General features: G+C 60.6%; 13 protein-coding genes. 2 read left to right on the top strand and 11 right to left on the bottom strand.

The window, feature by feature from the left end; genetic code table 11:
* Nucleotides 1–81 precede the first annotated feature (81 nt).
* From ACIOWE_RS02745 to ACIOWE_RS02705, 9 genes are all read right to left on the bottom strand, one after another.
* On the bottom strand, nucleotides 82–603 hold the full coding sequence (locus tag ACIOWE_RS02745; protein ID WP_401387071.1) for a DUF3455 domain-containing protein: 522 nt from the start codon (nucleotides 601–603) through the stop codon (nucleotides 82–84).
* 167 nt (nucleotides 604–770) lie between these two features.
* Nucleotides 771–2,405 (bottom strand): ABC transporter ATP-binding protein, encoded by a 1,635-nt coding sequence (locus ACIOWE_RS02740; RefSeq protein ID WP_401387068.1) that lies wholly within the window; start codon nucleotides 2,403–2,405, stop codon nucleotides 771–773.
* A gap of 14 nt (nucleotides 2,406–2,419) precedes the next feature.
* Nucleotides 2,420–3,442: an ABC transporter permease gene (locus ACIOWE_RS02735; protein ID WP_401387065.1), complete on the bottom strand. Its 1,023-nt coding sequence runs from the start codon at nucleotides 3,440–3,442 to the stop codon at nucleotides 2,420–2,422.
* Nucleotides 3,442–4,506 (bottom strand): microcin C ABC transporter permease YejB, encoded by a 1,065-nt coding sequence (locus ACIOWE_RS02730; RefSeq protein ID WP_401387062.1) that lies wholly within the window; start codon nucleotides 4,504–4,506, stop codon nucleotides 3,442–3,444. The genes ACIOWE_RS02735 and ACIOWE_RS02730 overlap by 1 nt, the downstream gene beginning before the upstream one ends.
* A gap of 1 nt (nucleotide 4,507) precedes the next feature.
* Nucleotides 4,508–6,373, bottom strand: a complete 1,866-nt coding sequence (locus ACIOWE_RS02725; RefSeq protein WP_401387059.1) for an extracellular solute-binding protein — start codon at nucleotides 6,371–6,373, stop codon at nucleotides 4,508–4,510.
* A gap of 198 nt (nucleotides 6,374–6,571) precedes the next feature.
* Complete coding sequence (locus tag ACIOWE_RS02720; RefSeq protein ID WP_401387056.1) at nucleotides 6,572–9,280, bottom strand: TonB-dependent receptor; 2,709 nt, start codon at nucleotides 9,278–9,280, stop codon at nucleotides 6,572–6,574.
* Nucleotides 9,281–9,489: 209 nt separating this feature from the next.
* Nucleotides 9,490–9,891 carry a biopolymer transporter ExbD gene (locus ACIOWE_RS02715; protein WP_016775377.1) on the bottom strand — a complete coding sequence of 134 codons (402 nt, stop codon included), beginning with the start codon at nucleotides 9,889–9,891 and terminating at the stop codon, nucleotides 9,490–9,492.
* On the bottom strand, nucleotides 9,891–10,577 hold the full coding sequence (locus ACIOWE_RS02710; RefSeq protein ID WP_371748312.1) for a MotA/TolQ/ExbB proton channel family protein: 687 nt from the start codon (nucleotides 10,575–10,577) through the stop codon (nucleotides 9,891–9,893). The genes ACIOWE_RS02715 and ACIOWE_RS02710 overlap by 1 nt, the downstream gene beginning before the upstream one ends.
* Nucleotides 10,578–10,643: 66 nt before the next feature.
* Nucleotides 10,644–11,462: an energy transducer TonB gene (locus ACIOWE_RS02705; RefSeq protein WP_401387053.1), complete on the bottom strand. Its 819-nt coding sequence runs from the start codon at nucleotides 11,460–11,462 to the stop codon at nucleotides 10,644–10,646.
* A 1,244-nt stretch (nucleotides 11,463–12,706) separates the two neighbouring features.
* Between ACIOWE_RS02705 and ACIOWE_RS02700 the strand changes: the two genes are divergently transcribed.
* A complete protein-coding gene (locus ACIOWE_RS02700; RefSeq protein ID WP_401387050.1) occupies nucleotides 12,707–13,330 on the top strand; it encodes a glutathione S-transferase N-terminal domain-containing protein in 624 nt (207 codons plus the stop codon).
* A gap of 131 nt (nucleotides 13,331–13,461) precedes the next feature.
* Here ACIOWE_RS02700 and ACIOWE_RS02695 read toward each other — a convergent pair whose 3' ends face one another.
* Nucleotides 13,462–13,902 carry a CBS domain-containing protein gene (locus ACIOWE_RS02695; protein WP_401387047.1) on the bottom strand — a complete coding sequence of 147 codons (441 nt, stop codon included), beginning with the start codon at nucleotides 13,900–13,902 and terminating at the stop codon, nucleotides 13,462–13,464.
* 349 nt (nucleotides 13,903–14,251) lie between these two features.
* Here ACIOWE_RS02695 and ACIOWE_RS02690 point away from each other — a divergent pair, with 349 nt between their 5' ends.
* Nucleotides 14,252–16,612, top strand: a complete 2,361-nt coding sequence (locus tag ACIOWE_RS02690; protein WP_401387044.1) for a DNA polymerase II — start codon at nucleotides 14,252–14,254, stop codon at nucleotides 16,610–16,612.
* Here the strand turns inward: ACIOWE_RS02690 and ACIOWE_RS02685 are convergent.
* A complete protein-coding gene (locus tag ACIOWE_RS02685) occupies nucleotides 16,577–17,047 on the bottom strand; it encodes a DUF1810 domain-containing protein (protein WP_401387042.1) in 471 nt (156 codons plus the stop codon). The genes ACIOWE_RS02690 and ACIOWE_RS02685 overlap by 36 nt on opposite strands.
* Nucleotides 17,048–17,051 lie beyond the last annotated feature (4 nt).

Here is a 17,051-nt window from a genome sequence, read left to right as displayed (position 1 = left end):
TGTCAGCCAACTTCTTCTTCACTGATCTACCGCTATCGCGGGCAAGCCCGCTCCCACAGGTTTTGTGTAGGGCCTGTGACCTCAGTTCGCCGCCCAGAAAATGTAATCCGCCTGGTACTTCACCACTTCCTGCTTGCCCTTGTTCGCCGCCGTGCATTCGCTCGCCGGTGCCACGCCGCCCTTGAGTGCAACGCGCTGGATGTAGCTCACACCACTCATCGCGCCTTTACCCTCGGCCGGGTTGGCCTTGACCAGTTGATAAGGCAGGTTGCCCGGGCTCGACGGTGCCACGGCTAATTGCGTGCCGGTGATTTTCGAACCGTCCTTGGCCTGCCAGGTGGCCGGCGGGCCGAAGTAGGTGCCGACCTGTTTGCCGCTGCGATCATTGAGCACGGCTTTGGGGCCGACGAAAATCCATTCGGTCTGCCCGGCCGCATTGGGCTTGTCGCGGCATTCGTAAGTGATCTCGCCAACCCCGGTGGTTTCCATCGAAATCTTGTGGCCATCCGGGACTTTGATGGCGTCGGGATAGCTGCTTTGAGCAAAGGACGTCGAGGCGACTGCGAGCAAACCGGTGAAGCCAATCAGCTGGGTGATGTTCATCAGTGTTTCTCCGAAAAGGGTAGATCGCTGGCAGCCAAAGAGGGCTGTTACAGGGACTACCCATGGCGGAGGCATTTGGATGCAGTGCCCGGCAAATAAATTTCAAACCCCACTGACCTTCCCTGTGGGAGCGAGCCTGCTCGCGAAGGCGCCGGATCAGTCAGCATTCATGTGACTGACACACCGTATTCGCGAGCAGGCTCGCTCCCACAGGGTTTGGAATCTGGCTTCAGGCTAGAGGCTTTCAGCAGTTCCTGGGTGTACGGATGCTGCGGCGCCGCAAAAATCTGCCGTGACGAACCCTGTTCAACCACCTTGCCATCCTTGATCACCATCAAGTCATGCGCCAACGCATGCACCACTGCCAGATCATGGCTGATGAACAGATACGTCAGCCCATGCTTGATCTGCAATTGCCGCAACAACTCGACGACCTGCTTCTGCACCGTGCGATCCAGCGCCGACGTCGGTTCATCCAGCAGAATCAGCGCCGGCTCCAGCACCAGTGCTCGGGCGATGGAGATACGCTGGCGCTGACCGCCGGAAAATTCGTGGGGGTAACGATGACGACTCTGCGGATCGAGGCCGACTTCGCCCAACACGCGAATCACCGCTGCCTCACGCTCGGCTTCGGTGCCGATGCCATGGGTCAGCAGACCTTCGGCAATGATCTGCTGCACCGACATCCGTGGGCTGAGGCTGCCGAACGGGTCCTGGAAAACCACCTGAATCTGCCGCCGCAACGGCCGCATCAATCGCTGGTTGAGCAGGCTCAGTTGCTTGTTGCCGAAGCGAATATTGCCCTCCGATTCCACCAGCCGCAGGATCGCCTGGCCCAGCGTCGACTTGCCCGAACCGGATTCGCCGACGATCCCCAGCGTCTTGCCGCGTTGCAGGGTGAAACTCACCCCGTCCACGGCTTTGATGTAATCCTGCTGACGACTGAACAACGCCTTGGGCAACGGGAACCAGACTTTCAGGTCATCGACTTCCAGCAGGTTGTGATCGTACTGACTGGCCACCGGTGCGCCGCTCGGTTCGGCCTCGATCAGCAAACGGCTGTACGGATGCTGCGGCGCGCGGAACAGCGTTTCGCAATCAGCCTCTTCGACGATTTCACCATGACGCATCACGCAGACCCGCTGAGCGATGCGCCGCACCAGATTGAGGTCATGGCTGATCAACAGCAACGACATGCCGAGGCGCTGCTGCAACTCGATCAGCAGTTCGAGAATCTTCTGCTGCACGGTCACGTCCAGCGCGGTGGTCGGCTCGTCGGCGATCAACAATTGCGGTTCGTTGGCCAGCGCCATGGCGATCATCACCCGTTGCCGCTGGCCACCGGAGAGCTGGTGCGGATAGGCTTTCAAGCGCTGCAAGGGTTGGCGAATACCGACCAGTTCCAGCAACTCCAACGTCCGCTCACGGGCAGCGCGGCCCTTCAGCCCCTTGTGAATTTCCAGCACTTCGCTGACCTGCTTTTCCACGGTGTGCAGCGGGTTCAGCGAGGTCATCGGCTCCTGAAAAATCATCGCGATACGGTTGCCACGCAAACCGCGCATCTGCTGCTCGCTGGCGTGCAACAAGTCGACGCCGTTGTAGCGGATCGAGCCGCTACTGCTGACGTTATTGCCCGGCAGCAAGCGCAGGATCGAATGCGCCGTCACCGACTTGCCAGAGCCGGATTCACCGACCAGCGCCAGGCACTCGCCGCGACGAATATCCAGGTTCAAACCGTGCACCACTTCCTGCCCGGCGAAGGCGACGCGCAGGTCGCGGATTTCGATCAAATGGTCTTTCATGTCAGCTCCGGGGATCAAGATCGTGGATCGAACGCATCACGGCAAGCCTCACCAATAAAAACCAACAAAGACAAAATCAGCGCCAGGGCGAAAAACGCCGTCAGCCCCAGCCACGGCGCTTGCAGATTGCGCTTGGCCTGACCGATCAACTCGCCCAGCGACGCGGTGCCGGCCGGCATGCCGAAGCCGAGAAAATCCAGTGCAGTCAGCGTGGCAATGGCACCGGTCAGAATGAACGGCAGGTAGGTGAGGGTGGAGGTCATCGCGTTGGGCAGAATGTGCCGACGCATCAGTTCGCTGTCGGTCAGGCCCAAGGCCCGCGCGGCTTTGACGTATTCCAGATTGCGCCCACGGAGAAACTCGGCGCGCACCACATCGACCAGCGCCAGCCACGAAAACAGCGCCATGATCCCCAGCAGCCACCAGAAACTCGGCGAGACGAATCCGGACAAAATGATCAGCAGGTACAGCACCGGCAACCCCGACCAGATTTCCAGAACCCGCTGCCCGAGCAAGTCGACCCAGCCGCCGTAATAGCCCTGCAACGCTCCGGCAACAATGCCGATCAGTGCGCTGATACCGGTCAGGATCAAGGCAAACAGGATCGAAATCCGCGTGCCGAAAATCACCCGCGCCAACACGTCGCGAGCCTGATCGTCAGTGCCCAGCCAATTGCTCGAGGAGGGCGGACTCGGCGCGGGTTCGGTAAGGTCGTAATTGACCGTGTCGTAGCTGAACGGGATCGGTGGAAACAGCATCCAGCCGCCCTGATCCTCGATCAGTTTGTGCACGTAGCCGCTGGCGTAATCCGGCTGGAACGGCAGTTCGCCGCCGAAATCGGTCTCCAGGTAATCGCTCAGAATCGGGAAGTACAAGGCGTTGTGGTAGCGGATCACCAGCGGTTTGTCGTTGGCGATCAGTTCGCCGCCGAGGCAGATCAGGCACAGGCCGATAAACAGCCACAATGACCAGCGACCGCGCCGATTGGCCTTGAACTGTGCAACGCGACGCTGACCGAGAGGAGAAAGAGTGAACATCAGGCAGTCCTCGCCGAGAAGTCGATGCGCGGGTCGAGCAGGGTGTAGCAGAGGTCGCCGATCAGCTTGATCAGCAGGCCGAACAGGGTGAACAGAAACAGCGCGCCGAACACCACCGGATAGTCCCGCGACACGGCCGCTTCGTAACTCATGCGCCCGAGGCCATCGAGGTTGAAGATGGTTTCGATCAACAGCGAGCCGGCGAAGAACACCTCGATCAGCGCCGACGGCACACCCGCGACCACCAGCAGCATCGCGTTGCGAAACACATGGCCGTAGAGCACGCGCCTTTCGGTCAGACCCTTGGCCCGTGCGGTGATCACGTATTGGCGGCTGATCTCGTTGAGGAAGCTGTTTTTGGTGAGGATGGTCAGCGTGGCGAAACCACCGATCACCAGCGCCGTCACCGGCAACACCAAGTGCCAGAGGTAGTCGCCGATCTTGCCCAAGGTGCTGAGGCTGTCGAAGTTATCCGAGACCAGCCCCTGCACCGGAAACCAGTTGACGTAGCTGCCACCGGCGAACACCACGATCAGCAGAATCGCGAAGAGAAATGCCGGCATCGCATAACCGATGATGATCGCCGTGCTGCTCCAGACATCGAACGCGCTACCGTTCTTGATCGCTTTGCGAATGCCCAGCGGGATCGAAATCAGGTAAGTGATCAGCGTCGCCCACAGCCCCAGCGACAGCGACACCGGCAACTTCTGCGCGATCAGGTCGGTGACCTTGGCGCCGCGAAAGAAACTGCTGCCCAGATCCAGCTGCGCGTAGTTTTTCAGCATCAGCCACAGGCGTTCATGCATGGGTTTGTCGAAGCCGTAGTGGTGCTTGATTTCCTCGATCAGCGCCGGGTCCAGCCCGCGGCTGCTGCGCCCGGCACCACCCGTCGCGGCAACCTCGCCACCACCGCCCATGCTGTGCCCGCCGAAGCCCTGCAGGCGGGCGATGGCTTGCTCCACCGGGCCACCCGGCGCGGCCTGCACAATCAGAAAATTGACCACCAGAATGCACAGCAGCGTCGGGATGATCAGCAACAGGCGTCGACTCAGATAACGCAGCATGTCACTGGCCCCCCGCGAGTTGGCTGTGCATCTGCTGAGCGGTCAACGGCTTCGCCGAGACCTCCCACCAGGTGTTGAGGCCTTCGTCGTACGCCGGTTGCACGGGCGGCATGCCGAAGCGGTTCTGATACACCGTCGGCGTGCCCTTGGAGTAGTAGTTGGGAATCATGTAGTAACCCCATTGCAGCACCCGGTCGAGGTCGCGGGCGTAATGCACCATGGCCTCGCGGGTGTTGGCCTGCACCAGCCCGTCGATCAGTTGATCGACCGCCGGATTGGCCAACACCATCGAGTTGGAACTGCCGATTTGCGTGGCACTTTGCGAGGCATAGAGGCTGTACAGCTCACGCCCCGGCGAGACGATCGGATCGCCACTGCGCGGGAAACTGGTGACGATCATGTCGTAGTCCCGGGCGTTGAGCCGGTTGACGTATTGCGCCGAATCGATGCGTCGCAGATTGAGGGTGATGCCGATCTGCGCGAGGGTGCGCTTGAACGGCAGCAGCATGCGGTCGAAACCGCCCTGACCGTCGAGGAAAGTGAATTCCAGCGGCTCGCCGTCAGCGTTGACCAGACGATTGCTTTTCGCTGTCCAGCCCGCCTCGGCGAGCAGCTTCAAAGCTTGCAGTTGCTTGTCGCGGATGTAGCCGCTGCCATCGGTTTTCGGTGCCTCATACACCGTGGTGAAAACCTCGTCGGGGACCTGCCCGCGCAACGGTTCGAGGATCTTCAATTCTTCGGCGTCCGGGAGCGCGGTGGCGGCCATTTCGCTTTTTGGCCAGAAGCTGTTCTGGCGCACATAGAAGCCGCGCATCATCTGCTTGTTGGTCCACTCGAAATCCCACAACAGGCTGATCGCCTGACGCACCCGGCGATCCTGGAAGATCGGGTTCTGCAGGTTGAACACGAAACCTTGGGCGGCGGTCGGTTTTTCCGGTGCCAGAATCGATTGCTGCAAGCGCCCGTCACGCAGCGCCGGACTGTCGTAACCGACCACGTATCCGGAGGAGGAAAACTCGCGGTTGTAGTCGAACGCACCGGCCTGCAACAACTGGCGGGCGACGTCGGTGTCGCCGTAGAAATTCACCGTGAGGGTGTCGAAGTTGTACATGCCGCGACTGACCGGCAGGTCCTTGCCCCACCAATCCGCCTCCCGTTCGAAACTGATGCTGCGTCCGGCGTCGACCTTGCTCACCCGATATGGCCCGCTGCCCAACGGTGGCTCGAAACCGCCGCCATTGGCGAAGTCGCGGGTTTTCCACCAGTGCTCGGGGACGATACGCATCGTCGCCAGATCCAGCGCCAACGTGCGGTTGAGGTTGTTCTTGAAGGTGAAGCGCACCTGCCGAGGGCCTTCGATCAGCACGTCTTGCACGTCAGCGTATTGCTGGCGATAGCTCAGGCTGCCCTTGGTCATCAGCAGATTGAAGGTGTAGCGCACGTCTTCGGCGGTGATGGGTGCGCCATCGGCGAAGCGTGCCTTGGGATTCAAGGTGAAACGTACCCACAGACCCTGAGGATCGCGCTCCATCTGTTGCGCGACCAGCCCGTAGACGGTGTAGGGCTCGTCGAGCGAGCGAAACGCCAGCGGCGAATACACCCAGTCGTTGACCTGCACCACGCTAATGCCCTGATCGGCATACGGCGCGATGTAGTTGTACTGGCCGATTTCCATCGACGCGCGGCTAAGCGATCCACCTTTGGGCGCGTGCGGATCGACGAAATCGAAATGCTGAAAGTTAGCCGGATACTTCGGCGCTTCGCCGTACACCGTCATCGCGTAGCTGCCGCCAGCCAGCGCGGGTACGACGTTGCACAGCAACGCACCGCCGAACAGCAGAGCGGCCATGTTGCGCATGAATTTCATGAAGTTTTTCCTCTAGGCCCGAAAACTCACTAGCAGCGCTAAAAACTGTGGCGAGGGAGCTTGCTCCCGCCGGGCTGCGAAGCAGCCCCAAAAATCAGACTAACCCTGCAGATTTTTGTGAGTGCTGCGCACTCAAGCGGGAGCAAGCTCCCTCGCCACAAAGGTTTGCATTCACCCGGTTTTTACGGTGTTGTTGCCTTAGAAGTGATACGTCATGCGCGCAAACAGCGTACGGCCCAGCGGGTCGGTGTAGCGCGGGTCATAACCGCTCTGGAAGTTGTAAGCCTGGTTGGAGAACGGCGGGTTGCGGTCAAACACGTTCTTCATCCCGGCATCGACATCCAGCACCTTGAAGGTGTAACCGGCCGACAGGTCCCACACCGAATACGACGCCACGCGTGCATGGGTGTCGCGGTCGTAGTCGTTGTAGCCGGTGGTGAAGCGGTTGGTCAGCGCCGCCCGCGCCGCGCCGAAGGTCCAGCTGCCGGTGAGGTTGTGTTTCCAGCGCGCGATCACGCCGTCACCCTCGAAATCGCCAACCTTGTCGGTGAACGGGCCTTTGATGGTGCTCTGGAAGTCGTACTCGTCGACGTACGTGCCTTGCAGCCCCAGACCGAACTGGCCGTACGGGGTGTTCGGGAAGCGATAGTCGAGCGAGACATCGACGCCATTGGTTTCGACGATGCCGAGGTTGGCGTTGCCGGTGACGATGTAATTGAGCGTGCCATCGGCGTTGCGCACGAAGCGATCCGGGTAGCTGCCGGCCTGATCAAACACGGTGGATTCCGGGAACGGCTGGATCTGGTTGGAGATGTGAATCCACCAGAAATCCAGACCGACCGACAAGTTGCTGATCGGCTGATACACGAAGCCAAGGGTGACGTTGCGCGCCTTCTCCGGGGCCAGATCTTCGTTGCCGCCGATCTGGTTGAGGAACTGCTGACCGCAATCGCGCCCGCCATTGCCGCCCGGTTGCACCACGCCGCCGGTACACAGCACCGGGTCGTTGTAGTAGCCCTGGGTGTAGGTGATGCTGCGCGGCGAATACAACTCATATAGCGACGGCGCACGGAAACCTTCGCTGTAGGCGCCACGCACCACCAGCTCTTTCAGCGGCTGATAGCGGAACGAGTATTTCGGGTTGGTGGTGCTGCCGAAGTCGCTGTATTTGTCGTGGCGCACGGCGGCCGAAAGTTCGAGGCTGTCGAGCACCGGCACGTTGATTTCGGCGTACGCGGCTTTGACGCTGCGATCACCCTCGACGCTGCCGGCCGGGTCGATACCGAGGCTCTGGATGTCGCCAGCGAACGACTCGAAGTCCTGATGGAATTTCTCTTTGCGGTACTCGCCACCCAAGGCCAGACCGGACGGGCCGGCGCCGAACCAGTCGCCGATTTCACGACTGATACGACCATCGAAACCGGCTACACGGCCGACAGCGGTGGAGTAGGCGCCGTGGTACGCGGCGGCGTCGATGTACTGCTGGCCGGCAGCGGATTGCGGGCCGAACGGGTTAAGCAAACCGCTGGCCAGACCGTTGATCATCGCCTGATCGCTGACATAACCACTGGTGACGCTGGAGACGATTTTGTTCTGGTTATACGACGCGCCGACGTTGTAATCCCAGCCACCGACCAGACCGTCGAAACTCAACAGAAAGCGCTGGCTGGTGTTCTGGTCTTTCGATTCACGCGGGCCGGCGGCGGTTTCACGCCAGTTGACGTCGACCGGTTGCGTCGGGTCGAGGGCAAAGCCGGTTGGCGCCGGGGTGATGCCGTTGCCGGGATAGTAGGGCGACGAGGAGTCCAGGCTCAGCCCGGTCAACGGCGCCGGGCCGACGGCGGTGGCGTTGTTGTTACGCGACCAGAAGTATTCGAGATTGACGTTGTGGTCGTCGCTGAGTTTGCCGGTGGTCTTGCCGAAGAACGAGGTCTTCTCGGTTTGCGGCACCAGGTCGATGTATTCGCGGGTGCTGAAGCGGCACAGGCCATCGCGGGCGATCAGGTTGGGGCCGTTGCAATTGCTGTTGGCCAGCGGGTTGGTGGCGTTGCCGTTCTGGCTGTAGTTGCCGGGGAACGCGGTGCCGGAGGTCTGATCGAGACCGCGACCGGGCGCGTAGTCGGTGGCGAACGAGCGGTCGTTGGCGTCGAGGTTCTGCTGTTTGTTGTAGTTGAACACGCCGAGGACGTTGAAGCGGTCTTCTTCCAGATCGCCGTAACCCCAGCTGGCGCTCATGTCTTTGGTCGCACCGCCGCCGCTGTGGGTCGGGGTTTCGCCGCCGAGGGTGAGTTGGCCGTCGGTGAGTGATTTTTTGGTGATGAAGTTGATCACGCCTCCGATGGCGTCGGTGCCGTACAGCGCCGATGCGCCGTCGCGCAGCACTTCCACGCGCTCGATGGCGGCGAACGGGATCATGTTCAGATCCACCGCGCCGCCGGCCGAGTTGGTGCCAGACAAGGCGTTGTTGGCCAGGCGTCGACCGTTGAGCAGCACCAGCGTCTTGTTCGCGCCGATGCCGCGCATGTCGGCGAACGATGCACCGCCAGTTGCTGAACCAACCGAGCCGGCACTGTTGTTGATCGACTGGCTGCCGGTGATGCGCTGGACCAGTTCGGCGGTGGTGGTCACGCCCTGTTTGCGCAGTTCATCGGCCTTGAGAATGGTGATCGGCACGGCTGTCTCGGCATCGACCCGGCGAATCGCCGAACCCGTCACTTCCACCCGTTGCAGTTGCGTGGTGGGCGCAACCACCGCCGCAGCGGCCGGAACGGCAACGTTGTCGTCCTCGGCCGCTAGCACGGTCCCGGCGCCCATCCCCATGGCCACCAGATACAACGGAACAAAACGGTGACGAGAAATCGTTGCCACCAAAGGTTTGAGCGTAAAGCGTGGAGTGTTCATCAGCATGGTTGTTTCCGACTTTGTCAGACGTTATCGAAATGGCCTTGTGAGCCCTGATTGCGCAGGTCACGGTGGTGCCGCGCCGCGAAAAACCACTTTCTTCAAGCAAGCCGATCCCCTCCGAAGACGCGTAGCGTTTTTTCGGTCGGCCGAGTGCGACGGGATTTCTTCAGCGGTGCCGGGCGCGTGTTTTCAGTGCGCGCCCGACACCGCACTCAGTGGGTGGTCATCACCGAAATCTTGCTGATGCCCGAGCGTTCGATGGACGCCATGGCCTTGGCCACCTGGCCGTAATTGACGGCTGCGTCGGCCTGCAACTGCACGCGGACTTCGGCGTCCTTGGCCTTGACCTCCTTGAGGCTGGCCTCCAAAGATTCCGGGGCCAGTTCGGTCTTGGCCAGATAGAACTTGCCGTCCTGATCGACGCTGACCACCACCGGGTCCTTTTTCTCGGCGGGGGCAACGGCGTCGGTTTTCGGCAGGTTTACTTTGATCGCGTTGGTCATCAGCGGCGCGGTGACGATGAACACCACCAGCAGCACGAGCATCACGTCGACCAGCGGCGTGACGTTCATTTCGCTGAGCACTTCATCGCTGTCCTGAGTGGAAAAAGACATCAGCTGGCCTCCCGCACGGCGGCTGTGGTTTTGCTGGCGATGGCCTGACGGCTGATGGAAAACGCACTGCGCGAGGCGAGGGCGTCGAAGTCGTGGGCGAAGTCATCCATGTCCGCCGAAGCGAGCTTCAGACGACGCAGGAAGAAGTTGTAAATCAACACCGCCGGCACCGCGACGGCGATACCCACGCCGGTGGCGATCAACGCGTGACCGATAGGCCCGGCGACCGCTTCAAGGCTGGCCGAACCGGTTTCGCCGATGCTTTTCAGCGCTTCCATGATTCCCCACACGGTGCCGAACAGACCAATGAACGGCGCGGTGCTGCCGATACTGGCGAGGATTGCCTGGCCGTTTTCCAGCGAGCGGCGCTCCTTCTGAATCTGCTGGCGCAGGTTGCGCTCCAGCCGATCGGAACGGTTGATGGTGTGCGCCAGTTGTTGCGTGGTACGTGGCGAATCTTCCACCAGCAGCGCTTCGAAACCGCTGCTGGCGATGCGCGCCAGCGAGCCCGGATATTGGCTGGCGTGTTCGGCGGCGGTGAGCAGGTCCGGCGCGCCCCAGAAGGCTTTGCTGAATTGTTTGTTCTGCGCTTTCTGCCGCAGGTATTGCGCCGACTTGACCAGCAGAATCGCCCAGCTGACCACGGAAAACAGCACCAGACCCCAGAGCACACCGGGGACAATCATCGAAGACAAATCGTTCATGGTTACACCTCGCTTGCGTTATTCGGTTGTGCGTTGATTGAGTGTTGGTTATTGCGGCAATTTGAAATCGATGGTCTGGGTCGCGAAGCCGTCAATCGGCGTGTCACCGCGCTTGGCCGGAATAAACTTCCAGTTCTTCACCGCCGCGACAGCCGCGTCATCCAGTTGCGGCTTGCCGCTGGACTTGGTGACTGTCACTGAACCGGCGCGACCGTTTGCCAACACCTGAATGCGCAGCACCACGCTGCCTTCCCAGTTGCGCCGCAGTGCCAGCGACGGGTATTCCGGCGGTGGGTTGCCGAGGCTGGCGAGGCCGGAAATCGCTGCCGATTCCTTCACCGGGCCTGGCGCTGCGGCCGGAGCCGCTGGCGCGCTTGGTGTGGCCGGCGCAGCAGGGGCGGCCGGTTGTGCCGGAGCGGGCGGCGCTTTCGGCGGCTCGACTTTCTTCACCGGTTTGGGCTTCTCGACCGGTTTCGGTTTCTCGATGGGCTTGGGTTTTTCCACCGGTTTCGGCGGTGGCTTGACCGCGTCCTCGTCTTCCACCGGTTGCTCAGGTTCCGGCGGGGGCGGCGGCGGTGGCGGTGGTTCAGGCGTCGGCGGCGCGGGCGGCGTCGGGCTGGTGAGTTCGACGGTCATTTCCGGGATCTGTGGCGGCGTCGGCAACGGCTCTGGTCGCGATTGCTGGAGAAACCACCAGGCACCGCCATGTATCAGCGCCGACACGGCGATCAACAAGACCATTTGCTGTTTGTTCAACCCGCCGGGTTGCGAGGTATTGGCTTTGAATGCCGGCCTGCCCGGTGGCGGCGGGACCGGCGCTTCCCGCAACGGCCCCGGCAGGGTTCTGTGCTTTACCGCATCGTTCATTAAAGCTCCCTCGGGTTGATGAAGGGCAATAAGCTGCCGTCCGAACATGTGGGGGATGTTCGAGTGGGTGAGTGCAACTTTGTTAAAGGTGTGCGCAAGCCGATAGTTGAACTATCCGGTTAACAAGGCTGGTGCGAACTTACTGGCTTTGCGCTATCGACTTCGTCTGTTCATTAGCCATTCCCTGGTGTTGTTCTATGTAGGAGCCTTCGGCAGCTCCTGCAGTTGATTGCTCGAATTCTGTTTTGCAACCGCTGTGCCAGATGTTGCCGAAATGTAGAAGGCTTATTTCATGAGTGTTACCCATGTCGCATTTATATAAGTTTTGCCCTTGTGGGGATTTTTCTCCGGCCAGCAGATTCCCGTAACTCCCGTTAGTGGAGCTTTTTCAGAGGCGAGTCAGGCTCTACGCGGTATCACGCTGATCGGCGGGATAGAGCGGCGGCGTGGCTGGCGGCCGGGGCACTTGCTGGTGCGCGGCGGACTGATTTGGTGCGGGCCAATGTTTTAGCGGGTCACGGGGTATGTTCCTTGTTCTTGTTTGAATGAAATCAATGTTTGAAGTGCTCAGTAGTTCAAGTCACTGGAGCTGTTTTGGTGCACTTGCTGAGTCGCTGAAAGTTATTGTTAGACAATCCTGCTTTCGCTCATCTAATGCCGCAATTGCGCAATACTATTTCGAGTCATATTTAAAAAATAAATAGCACGCCGCTGTCGGCGAATAGCTCATCGCCGAACGCCGCGCGCTGTCATTGGGTCAGGTAATAAAGTAAATGAGTTGGCCGCCGGGACTGTTCAGATGAACTTGGCGTGGTGCACAAAGAGGCGAGCAGAGGGTGATGCAGCAAAGCGATTGAAGATTCACGCGGTGAACTCCTTGTTGCCAGCTCGGATACACGAACTTTTGGTTCGGTATCGCACCTTACAAGAACGCGGATAGCGTTCGATGATTGCTCTTGGTGCGGGATGGGCACCGTAAGCGCTGTTTTGCGAGGTTTGAATTCGCAAGTGGCGAGTGCATGGGAAAAGCGTGCCAAAACCGATACAACTGTTGACAAATTCGCTCTAGTGGCGAGGGAGCTTGTCGGAACGCCGCCCGTCCCGCTGGGCTGCGAAGCAGACCCAAACCCGGTAAATGCACTACAACTGATACATCGCGGTGATGGGTTTTGCGGTCGCTTCGCAACCGAGCGGGAGCAAGCTCCCTCGCCACAGGGGATGGGAAGTCAGTCGAAGGGGGATTTATGTATCAACTGTATGGGCACAGAAATTCAGGCGCGGCCGCCATCGAAGCCGCGCTGGAGTTGTGCCAGATCGCCTATCGCTTCATTGATATCGAAGCCAGTGCCGAGGCTGCCGAGGCGCTGGCCAAGCTCAACCCGATGAAACAGATCCCGACTCTGCAGTTGCCCGACGGCAGTGCGATCACCGAGAGTGCGGCGATCCTGATTCATCTGGGCCTGACGTTTCCTCAGTCCGGCCTGCTGCCGGCGCAGGCTGCCGCTCGCGATCAGGCGATTCGCGGTCTGATCTACATCGTCAGCAACTGCTACGCCGCCATCGGTGTGGTCGATTACCCCGAGCGCTGGCTGGTAATGCCCGACGAAGCTTCGCGGCAGAACCTGATGGCCGGAGCTCGGGAGCGCTTGCACTGGAGTTGGGAGGTGTTCGCCGACGAGTTCTCTGGCGAGTTGTACCTGGATGACGAAACGCCCGGAGCGCTGGATGTGCTGGCGGCGGTGGTGACGCGCTGGGCCGGGAGCCGCGAGCATTTGCGTCAGGCGCGACCGGGGTTCTATGCGTGGTTGCAGCGGATTGACCGGCATCCAGTGCTGGCGCCGGTCTTCGCCCGGCATTGGCCCGCCTGAACCCACCACCTATCCAAATGTAGGAGTGAGCCTGCTCGCGATAGCGGTCTGTCAGCCACCTTGTTTTTAGCTGACAGACCGCTATCGCGAGCAGGCTCACTCCTACAGGGGGGCGGCGGTGTTTTTGCGATTTATTCCCCGCGAATGTACTGCTCCAGCTGCTTGATCAGCTCGGCCTGTTCGGCAATCGCTTCCTTGACCAGGTCACCGATCGACAGCAGGCCGATCAGCTTGCCGTTCTCCACCACCGGCAAGTGGCGCAAGCGTTTGTCGGACATGATGCCCAGGCAGGTGTCGACGGTCTGGTGAGTGTCGACGGTGATCACGTTCGACACCATGATGTCGCGAACCGGCGTGCCCACCGAAGAGCGGCCATGCAGCACCAGTTTGCGCGCGTAATCGCGTTCGCTGATGATGCCGACCACTTCGTCGTTTTCCACCACCAGCAAGGCGCCGACGTTTTTCTCGGCCATCTTCATCAGCGCTTCGAGCACCATGTGATCAGGTTTGATCTGGTGCACTTCCTGATTTTTCTGATCTTTGAGCTTGAGCAGTTGGGCGACGGTCTTCATGGCGGTTACTCAGGTGTTGTCGTTGTTATCCAAGCATCGTAGACGCAAGCGCGCAGAGCAAGGTGGCAAAGCGGCAGATAGCACGCAAAAAACGTCATTTGCCGAAAAATATCCCGATCACTGAAGAACCGAGGCTGAGAATGATCCCTGTGGCGAGGGAGCTTGCTCCCGCTGGACTGCGCAGCAGGCCCCAATCCTGAGAATTCGGTTTGCCTGATACACCGCATTGTCTGATTTTGCGACTGCTACGCAGCCGAGCGGGAGCAAGCTCCCTCGCCACAGAGGATGGGGGCATTCCCGGCAATGCTGCGTAGAATGCCTTTCTGTTTCAATTCCTGAGGTCGCAGTGGTGGATTTACAGCAGGGCTTCGTCCTGACCCGGCATTGGCGCGATACCCCGGCCGGCACCGAAGTCGAGTTCTGGCTGGCGACCGACGCCGGGCCGCGCCGTGTGCGCTTGCCGCATCAGCCGTCGGTGGCGTTTATCCCCGCCGAGCAGCGTGAAGCGGCCGAACGCTTGCTGCACGACGAAAAGAATGTCGAACTGCGCCCGTTGGCCCTGCAGGACTTCGAACATCGTCCGGTGCTGGGCCTGTATTGCCAGCAACACGGCCAGTTGATGCGCCTTGAAACCGCGCTCAACCGTAACGGTGTCGACGTTTTCGAAGCCGATGTGCGCCCGCCGGAACGCTATCTGATGGAGCGTTTCATCACCGCGCCGGTCCTGTTCAACGGTACAGCCGATAACGACGGCGTATTGCTCAACGCGCAATTGAAACCGGACCCCAAGTACCGGCCGAAACTACGCCTGGTCTCGCTCGATATCGAAACTACCGAAACCGGCGAGTTGTATTCCATCGCCCTGGAAGGCTGCGGCGAGCGCCAGGTGTACATGCTCGGCGCGCCGAACGGTGACGCCAGCATCGTTGACTTCGACCTCGAATACTGCGACTCGCGCACGCTCATCCTGAAGAAACTCAACGACTGGTTCGCGCTGCACGACCCCGACGCGATCATTGGCTGGAACGTCGTGCAATTCGATTTGCGCATCCTCCACGAACACGCACGGCGCCTCGGCGTGCCGCTGAAGATCGGCCGTGGCGGTGAAGAGATGCAGTGGCGCGAACACGGCAGTCGCAACCACTACTTCGCTTCGGCGGCGGGGCGGCTGATCATCGATGGCATCGAATCCCTGCGTTCGGCAACCTGGAGCTTCCCTTCGTTCAGCCTCGAGAACGTCGCGCAGACCCTGCTCGGCGAAGGCAAGTCCATCGACAATCCGTACCAGCGCATGGACGAGATCAACCGCATGTTCGCCGAGGACAAACCGGCGCTCGCCAAGTACAACCTCAAGGACTGCGAACTGGTCACGCGGATCTTCGCCAAGACCGAACTGCTGACCTTTTTGCTCGAGCGCGCCAGTGTCACCGGCCTGCCGGCGGATCGCAGCGGCGGCTCGGTGGCGGCGTTCACCCATTTGTATATGCCGCTGATGCATCGACAGGGTTTCGTCGCGCCGAACCTGGGCACCAATCCGCCGCAAGCCAGCCCCGGTGGTTTTGTCATGGACTCACAACCGGGCCTTTATGAGTCGGTGTTGGTGCTCGATTACAAGAGTCTGTATCCGTCGATCATCCGCACCTTTCTGATCGATCCGGTGGGGCTGATCGAAGGTTTGCAGCACCCGGACGATGCCGATTCAGTGCCGGGTTTCCGCGGCGCACGTTTCTCGCGCAGCCGCCATTGCCTGCCAGCCATCGTCTCGCGAGTCGCCGAGGGCCGCGAGACCGCCAAGCGCGAGCACAACGCGCCGCTGTCGCAAGCGCTGAAAATCATTATGAACGCCTTCTACGGCGTACTCGGTTCCAGCGGCTGCCGCTTCTTCGATACGCGCCTGGCGTCGTCGATCACCCTGCGTGGCCACGAGATCATGCTACGCACGCGCAAGCTGATCGAAGAGCAGGGCCACGCGGTGATTTACGGCGACACCGACTCGACCTTTGTCTGGCTGCGGCGCCCACACGGGCAGGAAGAAGCGGCGAACATCGGTCATGCGCTGGTCAAACACGTCAACGACTGGTGGCGGGCGCACGTGCGTGATGAGTACGGGCTGGAAAGTGCCCTCGAATTGCAGTTTGAAATTCACTACAAACGCTTTCTGATGCCGACCATTCGGGGCGCGGAGGAGGGCAGCAAGAAGCGCTACGCCGGTCTGGTGACTCGCGCCGATGGCACGGAGGAAATGGTCTACAAAGGCCTGGAAACTGTGCGCACCGACTGGTCGCTGTTGGCCCGGCAATTTCAGCAGGAACTCTACGAGCGAATCTTCCAGCGCAAGCCGTATCAGGACTACGTGCGCGACTACGTGCGCAAAACCCTCGCCGGTGAGTTTGATGATCGACTGGTCTACCGCAAGCGCCTGCGCCGCACTCTCGACGACTACGAACGCAACGTCCCGCCGCATGTGCGCGCGGCGCGGTTGGCTGATGATTACAACGCCCAGCACGGGCGCCCTCGGCAATATCAGAACGGCGGCTGGATCAGCTACGTCATCACCCTGGCCGGCCCCGAGCCACTGGAAGTGCGTCGTGCCGCCATCGACTACGACCACTACATCACCCGGCAACTGCAACCGGTGGCGGATGCGATCCTGCCGTTTGTCGACGACGACTTCTCAACCCTGATCGGCGGGCAGTTGGGCCTGTTTTGAGTCGAGCAACTGCAGCGTCCATTCATCGAGAATGCCGTGGAAGTAACGCTCCAGTGCCTGATTGAACAGGCTGTCTTCAGCGGCAAACTGGGCGAACAGCGTCATTGAAGAATGAAATTTCAGGTCATCGGGATGGCCGAAAATCTCGGCAATCGAGCGCTGCTGCACATTCAACACTAGCTGCGTGCAGGTGCGCAGCCGCGCGCCGAGCAACGGGTGATCCAGATAAGCGCGGGTTTCGGCGGCCGAGCCGATGGCGAAGCGTCGGGACATTTCGCTGCCGCCCAATCCGGCGAACTGCGGGAAGACAAACCACATCCAGTGGCTGCGTTTGCGGCCTTCGTCGAGTTCGCGCTGAACCCGTTCGAACACCGGGTCCTGGGCCAGGACAAATCGTTGCAGATTGAACGGGTCGTACTGATCAGTGCTTCTCATCGCG

Source organism: Pseudomonas sp. NPDC087598 (assembly GCF_044743525.1).
Taxonomy (GTDB): domain Bacteria; phylum Pseudomonadota; class Gammaproteobacteria; order Pseudomonadales; family Pseudomonadaceae; genus Aquipseudomonas.
This window is presented reverse-complemented; position numbering and strand designations above follow the sequence as displayed.